The organism is Phycisphaerae bacterium, from assembly GCA_018003015.1.
Lineage (GTDB): Bacteria > Planctomycetota > Phycisphaerae > UBA1845 > PWPN01 > JAGNEZ01.
The window spans coordinates 1-10,308 of record JAGNEZ010000115.1 but is presented as its reverse complement, the minus strand read 5'-3'; the positions used below and the strand labels follow the sequence as shown (position 1 = coordinate 10,308).

Genomic DNA, 10,308 nt, shown 5'->3' with positions numbered 1-10,308 from the left:
AGTGTCGGACATTTGTCCGACACTGTCAAGCGGCCCAGCTTCACTCTGCACGCGCTGGGTCAATTCTAGAACAGGAGTGTCACACCATTCGAATCACCTGGAGGGCATGGCGTATTCCTCGATAAACTTGGCTGCCGCCAGTCAGTTGCCACGTGCCAGCGAGATCCTGAGAGAGGTCGACTCCGTCCACCCCCACATGTACCTCGCCATCCCCATGGATCTCCGCCGACAAACGCTCCGCTCCGAGGACGACCAGAGGAATGTTCCCTTCGCCATCCGGGAGGGTCAGAATCCGAAGGGCACCAATGTGAGCCGGTCTTGCCCCAATCTCTTTGAGTGCATGGCTCCAGGGACGGCGGGAAGAGCCTTTGCCCCAGACTCGTGAGTTGAGTAGGTCTGCGAGAATCGCCTCCGGTACCGATTCTGGATCACCGCTTGAAAAGATGAGCTTTATCGAAGGCATTGCATCCTTGGACCAGACTTCTGATCTCCGTGCGCCGTGATGTTTCTCAGGAGGTGCAACGGGGCCGAGCAGAGTGTCCAGACTGCATCCCAAGGCCTCCGCCAGACTCAGCAATTCAATGTCTGTCACGCACCGGCTACAGCCTTCGATCTTGGCAATGGCATCGCGTCCAAGACCGACTCGCTTCCCGAGTTCGTCCTGCCCGATTCCCAAGCCGAACCGAAGGCGGTGCACGTTACGCCCGCATGCGTTTTGATTTTTCATCTTCGAGGTGTTTTATACTAATCAATAGCTTCTTTATGCTATTGTTCATAAGTAAATAGCGAAATCATTTTCCGATTTCAGCACAATTTTGACAGCAACATTCTTCAACGCAAACCGGAATGCAAGCTGAACACTTCCGGCACAATTTCTACTATGGTCGCAGCGACTCTCTCGCCCATTGAGCGGGCGTTGATGAGTCCGGCCGCGATCGTAGCTCCGAAGCCTATTCCCGGAGTCCGGAAAAAGTCCGCGAAGGCTCAGATGATTGAAGACATGTTGTGGTCTCGGTGGCCAACGCCTGAGCGGTGGCCTGGAATCCTGTCTATCGATGAAGCCGCCGCGTACCTCCGTGTCAGCTCGGATTCCATCCGGGATGCCACTACCCTAGGACGCGACGGCCGTGCTCGCCTCCGACACCAGAACTTGGAGGGCAAGGCGGGCAAACATGGAAAGGCAACAAAACGGCTCCGAAAAGTGGATCTGGATGCATGGGGCTTGATCGAAGCTCGATAAGGGATTCTGCGGCATTATTATCGGTTTTATGAGTGTGTTTCGTCATGGCCTTGTACGAGCGCGACGCGAAAACCCAAGCTACGGAACTTGCTGTAGTGCCAGTTGAAATTCCGTGCTGAGGCGCGGCAGTGCAGGGACTCGGCATCCCATCCGCCACCACGTGTTACATGATACTCGCCCTGCGACGGCCCTTGCGGGTTATCGACCATTCCGCCCGGATAGCTGCTCATCCCGTCGAGGCACCATTCCCAAGCATTGCCATGCATATCGTAGAAGCCCCAGTTATTGGGCTTTTTCGTGGCAACAGGGTGGAGAATCCCTCCGCTATTGCGTCCATACCAGCCTAGCTCACCGAGCGCTCCTGCGTAGTTCCCTGTACTCCCGGCGCGGCACGCGTATTCCCATTGGGCTTCGGTTGGGAGTGTGTAGTGTTGGTTCGCCAAAATTTGGCCACTGTCTCGTGCTCGTTTGGTCAGCCGCTGACAGAATTGCACGGCCTCGTCCCAGGTGATGTCGACGATAGGTAACTGGCCATTTTGAGGAGAGGGCGGCTGTAATCCCATGATCTTGTTGTACTGGATTCGTGTCACCTCTGTCGCGCCGAGGTAAAACTTGCTCAGATGCACTGTGGTTAATGGCTGCTCAGCCTTGGATGCTTTTTTATCGAGGCTCCCCATCTGAAACGAGCCATCTTGGACGTGTAACAACCGTAGATCTAGATCTGCGATCACGATATCAGGTAATCGTGCATGGTCGCGCCCTTGGCGTGATTGTGCCCCTTGGTATCCTCGCAAAATCAGATACGCGAAGATTGCTAAAAGTATGCAAGCGAGCGTTCCCAAGCTGTGCGCGAGGGGACGCCTGTTGGATGGTGGTTGCATACCTTCATGTTAACCGTTCGCGGCCCAGCGGGCGCCCTCGGAGATCATGAGGTTGCTGACTTAATGGTCGGCAATCCGGCAGTCTGCTTAGCTGACTATTGAGCCGGCGATGTCATTTTTTCCGCGGTTTAAGTGGGTGCGGGGACCTGATACACTGGAAGACGTTCTGCTCAGATTACATTCCCACTCTGGGGGGGGGGCAGAACGTGTTCTTATGGCCTGCAATAGATGCGCTTATAATAGCTTCGTTTTACTTACGTTTCACGGAATAGATTCGATTCTCCACTCCCTGCTTTTTTATAACCAGCACAGCTGAGCCAGCTTCTCTTTCTACCCTTATGCGATTCTCCGCTGAAGATTTTATCCATCCCGAGGATCGGGCTGCTCGTGAACAGCTCGAAGCGATCCCCGGCTTTGCTCCGGCCGTGAAGACGGTGATGCGCGCTAGTCTGGAGCAATTGATTCATGGGGTGAATATGGCGCAAAAGATCCGGCTCGGGCCGAAACAACTGCCGGAGATTTATGGGATACTTCCTCCGATTTGCGCAGAGCTGGGCATTGCTGAGCCCGAGTTCTATTTGGAGATGAATCCGGCGCCCAATGCCTACGCGATTGGCGATACCCGAACCGCGATTTCGGTGACGTCCGGGCTGCTGGAGTATCTGGAGCCGGAGGAGGTGCGCGCCGTCATTGCTCATGAGTGTGGGCATATCGTTTGCCGGCACATGCTATACCACACGATGGCGTGGTTGTTAGCTGCGGGTGGGAGTTCGCTCGGAGTGCTTCAGGTTTTGTCGAAACCGATTGCGCTTGGGCTAAACTACTGGTCGCGCAGGAGCGAATTTTCGGCCGACCGGGCCGCTGCGGTGGTATTGGGTGGATGCAAGCCCGTTATGGAGACCATGATTCGTCTTTCCGGTGGCCCAAGGACACTCACCAAAGATATAGATCTCGATCTATATCTCGCTCAAGCGGATGCTCACGACGAGCTCATAAAGAATTCCTCTTGGGATAAGATGTTACAGAATTTGGCTATCATGGATAGCAGTCATCCGTTCCCTGCTGTGCGTGCTCGTGAGATTCACCGTTGGTGTCAGGCGGAGCAGTTCAGTCGTTTGATGCAGGCCGCCAATGGAGCGCCGCTGACCGCATCGGTTACCTGTCCGCAGTGCAAGGCGGCGGTCCTTCCTCAATGGCGATTCTGTATGAAGTGTGGCTCCTCGCTTCCTCCCGGCACCCCTTAAAACGCCCAACTTTGATTCCTTTTACCTATGACAACACCTTGGTTTGACCCCGAAACAGGCGCGTTGCGCCTCGACGAATATGTGGTGCGTAATCCCTCATTTCAGGCCATCATGGCCGATGGTGTGGTGACCGACGAGGAGCTGGCGGCACAGAGCCAGCGTACGCTCCAGTTGCTGCGCGATTTGGATGGCCGTTTGCCCGATGCATTGCGCGACCTTGCTACTGAGGCGCTTGTGGAGATGGCCGTGCTTCATGCGGTCCAGTTGCACCGGACGCGTCAGAGTCTGATTTAACAACAACAGCTTAGCGATTTTCTATTATGGGCACGTTTCGTTCCACCCGCACATTCTTTCATGACCTTCCCGACCTTGCGCCTGTTGTCGATGATGTCGCCCGGCATTTTACCAGCAAGGGATACGAGGTAAGCAGCCAGCAGCGGATCGCCGGCGATTGGGATATCAGCCTGACGAAGGGAAATTTGTTTCGTTCCGTCTGCGGTTTACGCACAGCCTTGAAAATCGAACTTAGCCCGCAGCCGGGTTCGGTTTTGGCCAATGCAGGCGTTGGGATATTCGGCCAACAGGCGATTCCGTCGGCGATTTCGTTTCTGGTGTTCTGGCCGATTGCCGTGACACAGATATGGGGGCTGATTACCCAGGCAAAACTCGACGATGAGGCACTTGATCTGATCGGTGAGAGCATGGAAAGCTACGCCAGACGGGCCGCTCCTCCATTCCTCGCAGGTGCGCAGTCGGCGGCTCGTTTTTGTCCGGCGTGCGGCCAGGCCTTGCCGCCCGCTGCCCGCTTTTGCCCGGGCTGCGGCAATTCGCTTAACTGAATTCGCCATGGTCCCCCTTGCCATGTTCGCCTCAGCTTGCCGGGTACTTGGCATTCGTGGACCAGTTGGAAATTGGTTCCCGAGTGTTACGCTGATGATTCTGTCGCTTTGCCTACATGCTAATTCGGCAGGGGGGGCACTTGGCCATGGTAACGATTCTCGGCCAGACACTGCGCTCGTGCAGTCCGAGCCTTGCCATCCTCTCGACCGTCAGCTTGAGCAGGCCACCGAAGGGCTTGGCCCAAGCACTGCGACCGCCGCGATCTATGCTGAGTTTGAAGCCAAGTGGGATCGGGAGCTGAACCAAGCCTATCGGGCTTTGTTGGCGGATCTGCCCGTTTCGGCTCAGGTGTCTCTACGCGAAGCACAACGTCTCTGGCTGAAGTTTCGCGACGCCGATGTGCGCGTGCTGGAGGCACTCGGTGACAACGATGGGCACGCTACCCCGACCATGTATCAGTCGGCGTTGGCGTTTGCCCGCATGAATCTCACTCGCGAGCGGGCCTTGTGCCTGATCGCGCGCCGGCAGCTCTGCTCCGAACTGGCCGCGGGGCGTGCGGATATCGATCAATAGCTCTACTGAAATGAACTCAGGCTCTTCCTCTGGTTTTGGACACGGTCCACGTTGGTTTCGCAAGGTGGTGCCTTGCTTCATTCTTTTTTCCACTGCTTGCGCTGTCTCCATGGTTCTTGCCGGGGTCGTCTGGCAGGTATGCGACGGGCACCGGGATGCTCCGCCTTCGGCTGCGGCGCATGAAGCCGCGGGGGCAGGTTTGTCCGCTGTCACCGAGATGGCATACAATGCCGGGCGCGTTTTGGTCTTCGACGTTGAGCCGGGAAAAGAACTCGCAAACTGGCCGATGAAGGTTGGCGCGATCGCCGCGGCGTTTTCGCTGGGCCTGGTAGGATTGGGCTTCTGGTTTCGCCTATACGATTTCCTCCGGCTCTCTTTTGCGCAGTCCCATGTGGTTGTTTGCGGGTTTGGACCGTGGCTTGGCGTGCCGCTGGCTCGCCAATTGTGCGCTAGTGGGCGGCGCGTCGTCGTGATCGACTCCGGGCACGAGAGTGGGGATGCTTCGCATGCGAGTGAGGAATTGAAGGCCTTGGGCGTCATTGTCGTTGAGGGGGCTCCTTGCTCGCCACACGTGTTGCGGCAAGCGAAGGCCCATCGTGCGTCTCAGGTGTTTGCCGTGACTGACAACGATGTCGAAAACCTCGAAATTGCTTTGGCGCTGAGGTCAATCAAGCCCGATGGCGTCCGCTGCCATGTGCATATCGGAGACACCCAGCAGGCGGAGAGTCTGGCGGCGGCCTTGGTTCGAGGAGGTGCCGAATCGGCGGGCGTTTTCAGCCGTACTCGACGGACGGCGCAGCAGTTATTGATGCAGGTGTACAAGCACTCGCGGCCCGCCCCCAGTCAGTGCCTGCAGGTCGTGCTTGTGGGGTTCGGCGAGCAGGGACAGGCCATTGCCCGGGAGTTTGCGGCCCACGGCCATTTTGAGGGAGGGCATCGGTTGGAGTTCTTGATTTGCGATGACCAAATCAAAGAGCGCACGGACGCTTTTCTGGCACGGTTTCCCCGTTTCTGTCCGGCGCCTGGTACCATTTCGCTTGCGGGCTGGTCTGCGGATCGGAGCCGGTGGGATTCTTTCGATCCGAAAGTTAGGCCATTGGATTATGCGCGGGGAGATGTCGATGGTGCCGGCCCTGGCGTCGAGTATGTCGCCGTTGCTGAGTTCTTGCCTCTTCCACATGGCCTAGTGTGTGAGTTGTTCATCGATGCATTGCGATGCCGGGCTCGGGCGGATGTCCGCCGGGTGATCGTTCTCTGTCTCGACGACGAGCGGAGTAATGTGGACGCCGCGTTGCGGCTTCGCCAGTCCCTGCGCCGGGCGGATGCCGACGCGATTCACACCTGGGTGCCCTCGTCTGAGGCCTTGGCCAAGGTGCTTAAGCAAGCCTCCGAGCAGGCCTCCGATGCCGACGGCGTGAGGCTGCATCCATTCGGGCAGGCCGAGAAGATTCTGGCCCCAAAGCGCTTCGACTCGGATGAAACGGAGCGTTTGGCGAGAGCGATCCATGAGCGGTATAATTCCCGGTTTGCCGAGAAAAAGGTGCCATGGGCTGATCTTAAAGAGTCGTTTCGGCAATCGAACAGGGAGCGGGCCATCGGCCTGAAATTCAAGCTTCAGGCCCTCGGCTTGGACCCCGAGGCGACCGGCCCCTTGCCCGAGTTTTCGGCGAAGCAGGTACACGTGCTTGAGGAGATGGAGCACAATCGCTGGCTCGCCGAGCGCCTGCTCGGTGGATGGTCCTACTCCGCCGAACGAAATGACGAGCGCCGGCGCCATCCGCTGCTCGTCCCCTATGCGTACCTGCCAAAGTCGGAGATCGCAAAGGATCGGACTGTCGCTGAGGAGCTGCGCGACGTCATCAAGCCATGATTCTGGCCAGCTTTTTGTTTTCCCAAATCACTCACCATGTACTGCCATAAATGTGGTCAGCTTGCCGCAGATTCAGCCGCGCGCTTCTGCGCGCACTGCGGTACCCAACTTCAGATTGCCGCGGCTGCCCCTCTACCGCCTAGCCCGGGACCGTCGCATTTGCCTCCGCCTCCGCCCGTGTCGCGATCCACTGCGGCCGCGGTGGAGATTCAGGCGGGAGAGCGTCTCCTCAAGGAGGGCATGGCCAATCATTTTAAGGGGATCGAGGCGGTCGGTGGCAAATTGCAGCTCACGGACCGTCAACTGATCTTTCGCTCGCACGCCTTCAATATTCAGACGCATCAGGAGTCCTATCCGCTGGAGTCCATTACTGCCGTCAAGCCCCGCAACACTCTGGGACTCGTCCCCAACGGGCTGACGGTCGGTCTGCACGATGGCCGTGAGGAACGTTTTGTCGTCTTCGGTCGGGGCGAATGGATGCGCGCAATCATGGAAGCCAGGACCCGGGGGCCTCACGCCTGAGCCGTTGCGAGTGCCGCCCCTTGATCATCACAGCCCCGAGAAAACCTTTATGAACCACACGAAAAACGCATTCGCATCCGCTGCCGGTTTCTATCGCAGCGGTCGTTGGAGTAGGTGGGGCGCCGCCGCCATTCTGTGCCTTGCACTGGTGACGAGTGGCTTTTCGCAGGCGCTGGCCGGCGGCTTTGCGATCATCGCCGGGCCGCAGGGCGAGTATATTGTCTTCGCGGGCCAGTTTCGGCAGCCGTTGCGCGACGTCTCTGCGACCTGCGTCAACGAGGCACAAGGCGAGCAGCGCATCGTATTGTCCGGGGCCAATGTGTTTCCAGGGTTTGTGCTTAGCATCACCCCGGGCAGCGGGTGGGTCTGGCAGCCGGGGGAGAAACTGGTGGTGCGTTCACCGGGCTTGGACGAGCCGCTGGTGTTTGCGATTCCACCGGACTCGCATCCGCGTTGGTCGGCGTTCGTCGCTCAGGCGAGAGCGCTTGGTGCCCAGTTGAGCGGCCTGTCGTGGGCTACGGGGGCTCCGTCGGCCCGTCCGTTCGACCCCAATGCCGATCTCATGGCGCCCGGTTACGAGCCGGAGACCGTCGCTGGGGGCTGCCCGTATTGCCACGGCTCGGGCACCGACCCTCAGCCGGAGGCCGGTAGCGAGTACTTCATCGGATCTTCGCAGCTCGAAGCCAATTCCTACTGCCCGCTCTGCCGCCGTGACGTCATTCCCACCCACCGCCACGGACGGTGCCCGCGTTGCGAGGGGCGAGGGATGGTCCGGCAACTGCGATGAACCCTACCGGCCACGACCTTCCTAGTAGGGCCTCAGCTTGCTGAGGCCGCGCCTACGCCCGACGCCATTTCCCGAAACCAGCATTCCCATCTCTATGAGCACCCCGCGTCCCGAAGTCTTCATCAGCGCCACCAGTGCCGATCTGCGCACCTGCCGGCAGATCGCCAAGGAGGCGTTGCTTACGCTTGGCTGCGTGCCGGTGGAGCAGACCAATTTTCCGCCGGCGGCGAGCACGGTGCGGGAGATGTTGCGCACCCGGATTGCGCAGTGCTCGGCGGTCGTCCACATCGCCGGCGAGTGCTACGGTGCCGAGCCGACGGAGCGGACTGAGGGCGAGCCGCGTCACAGCTACACGCAGCTCGAGTACGAGATCGCCCGGGAGCTGAAGAAGCAGGTCTTTGTCTTCGTCTGCGGCGCGGATTTCCCGTACGACGAGCACGCTCTGGAGCCCGAGGAGCTGCGCGCGCTGCAGGCGGAGCATCGTCGGCGTCTGCAGGCCGGAGACTATCTCTTCACGCCGGTTGGCAACCGCGACGAACTCGCGTTGCGCGTGCATGCGCTCCAGACCCGGGTGGAGCAACTCGGCAAGGAGCTACGGCGCTCACGCAAGTGGATTGGCTGGGGGATCGCGGTGGGACTGGTGGTGGCTGTGGTGCTTGGTGTGTGGCAGTGGCAGTCGTCGGTCAGGGCGGAGGATATTGTGGTCCGCCTGGGCAAGGTGGAGTCTGAGCTAGATCGGCAGCGTCGGTACATCGACGCCGTGGCCCAGGCCTTCACGGAGCAGCAGGCCCAATTGGCGAAGCTGAAGCTGACCGACGACGAATTGTGGACCCGGGCTATCGCGTATGTGGCGGAACGGGAGAAGATGGCGCCCGAGACGTTGCGACGGGGGCTCGATTTGTTTGTGGCCGCCATCAAAGCCGACCCGCGAGCGGACTATCTGGATCGCGCACGGGTCGAATTTGCGGAGAAGCGGTTTGCCGCGTCGGCCGAAAGTGCGGGCCAGTCCGCTGCTGCTTATGAAGATAAGCTTCGGGCTGCGGAAAAGCTCGCCGAGTTGGCAAACACACAGGCTGCCGAGGCTCGGGATGGACTCTACCAAGCTCGTACTCAGCAGGGGCGTGCGTACATGGCCGGGCGTCAGTTTGCTAAGGCTGCAGAACTCTATCGGCAGGTCACTCAGGTGTTCACCCGAGCGACTGAGCCTACGCGTTGGGCGGGATTCCAGATTCTGCTAGGCAATGCCGAGCAAGAGCTGGCGGATGTATCTACGGGCGCCGAGATCGCGCGACATCGGCAAGAGGCGGTGAAAGCCTATCGACTGGCGTTGGAGGTGAGAACGCGGGAGGCGTTGCCGCAGGGTTGGGCGACAACGCAGAACAATCTGGCGATTGCGCTGAGGGCTCAGGCCGGAGCGAGCGAAGGAGCGGAGCGAGCGCGGTTGCTGGGCGAGGCGGTGAAAGCGTACCGACTGGCGTTGGAGGTGAGAACGCGGGAGGCGTTGCCGCAGGATTGGGCGATGACGCAGAACAATCTGGCGAATGCGCTGAGGGCTCAGGCCGGAGCGAGCGAAGGAGCGGAGCGAGCGCGGTTGCTGAGCGAGGCGGTGAAAGCGTACCGACTGGCGTTGGAGGTTTATACGCGGGAGGCGTTGCCGCAGGGTTGGGCGATGACGCAGAACAATCTGGCGGTTGCGCTGAGCGATCAGGCCGGAGCGAGCGAAGGAGCGGAGCGAGCGCGGTTGCTGAGCGAGGCGGTGAAAGCCTACCGACTGGCGTTGGAGGTTTATACGCGGGAGGCGTTGCCGCAGGACTGGGCGATGACGCAGAACAATCTGGCGATTGCGCTGAGGGCTCAGGCCGGAGCGAGCGAAGGAGCGGAGCGAGCGCGGTTGCTGGGCGAGGCGGTGAAAGCGTACCGACTGGCGTTGGAGGTGAGAACGCGGGAGGCGTTGCCGCAAGACTGGGCAGCGACGCAGAACAATCTGGCGGTTGCGCTGAGCGATCAGGCCGGAGCGAGCGAAGGGGCTGAGAGGGCGCGGTTGGCTGCAGAAGCGGTGCAGGTGTGTAGGGCATCGATGAAAGTGCTGCCGTCGTCGCCGGAGTTGAGCACGATGCTGGGCCAGCTTCTCGGCCAGCAGACTTGGTTCCAGCTTCTGGCGGGGATCGATTCCCTGCAATGCGGGCAGGAGGCCGTGACCTTGCTCGTCGCGGAAGGCGCGTCGCCGGCTCGGATGAACTATGCGCACGCCCTCCTGTTTGCCGGTCGCTATGCCGAGGCGGAGGCGATCTATCGGCGGTACCTCGGGCAGGCGTTTCCCGATGGACGGAAGTGGAACGACGAACTACGCA

General features: G+C 59.9%; 9 protein-coding genes. 8 read left to right on the top strand and 1 reads right to left on the bottom strand.

What is annotated here, in order from left to right:
• Positions 1-1,266: 1,266 nt before the first annotated feature.
• Positions 1,267-1,917: a formylglycine-generating enzyme family protein gene (locus KA354_24470; protein MBP7937807.1), complete on the bottom strand. Its 651-nt coding sequence runs from the start codon at positions 1,915-1,917 to the stop codon at positions 1,267-1,269.
• A 542-nt stretch (positions 1,918-2,459) separates the two neighbouring features.
• Here KA354_24470 and KA354_24465 point away from each other — a divergent pair.
• The 8 genes from KA354_24465 to KA354_24430 all read left to right on the top strand — a co-directional run.
• Positions 2,460-3,365 (top strand): M48 family metallopeptidase, encoded by a 906-nt coding sequence (locus KA354_24465; protein MBP7937806.1) that lies wholly within the window; start codon positions 2,460-2,462, stop codon positions 3,363-3,365.
• A 27-nt stretch (positions 3,366-3,392) separates the two neighbouring features.
• On the top strand, positions 3,393-3,659 hold the full coding sequence (locus KA354_24460; GenBank protein MBP7937805.1) for a hypothetical protein: 267 nt from the start codon (positions 3,393-3,395) through the stop codon (positions 3,657-3,659).
• A 26-nt stretch (positions 3,660-3,685) separates the two neighbouring features.
• Positions 3,686-4,204, top strand: a complete 519-nt coding sequence (locus KA354_24455) for a zinc ribbon domain-containing protein (GenBank protein ID MBP7937804.1) — start codon at positions 3,686-3,688, stop codon at positions 4,202-4,204.
• A gap of 94 nt (positions 4,205-4,298) precedes the next feature.
• Entirely contained in the window at positions 4,299-4,778 is a 480-nt protein-coding gene (locus KA354_24450) for a DUF1311 domain-containing protein (GenBank protein ID MBP7937803.1), read from the top strand.
• Positions 4,759-6,648: an NAD-binding protein gene (locus KA354_24445; protein ID MBP7937802.1), complete on the top strand. Its 1,890-nt coding sequence runs from the start codon at positions 4,759-4,761 to the stop codon at positions 6,646-6,648. Before KA354_24450 ends, KA354_24445 begins: the two co-directional genes overlap by 20 nt.
• 36 nt (positions 6,649-6,684) lie before the next feature.
• The gene (locus KA354_24440; protein ID MBP7937801.1) at positions 6,685-7,170 is read left to right on the top strand and encodes a hypothetical protein; all 486 of its coding nucleotides are present in this window, start codon (positions 6,685-6,687) and stop codon (positions 7,168-7,170) included.
• 49 nt (positions 7,171-7,219) lie between these two features.
• On the top strand, positions 7,220-7,957 hold the full coding sequence (locus KA354_24435; protein MBP7937800.1) for a hypothetical protein: 738 nt from the start codon (positions 7,220-7,222) through the stop codon (positions 7,955-7,957).
• 94 nt (positions 7,958-8,051) lie between these two features.
• On the top strand, positions 8,052-10,308 hold a 2,257-nt coding region (locus KA354_24430), incomplete at its 3' end, for a DUF4062 domain-containing protein (GenBank protein MBP7937799.1).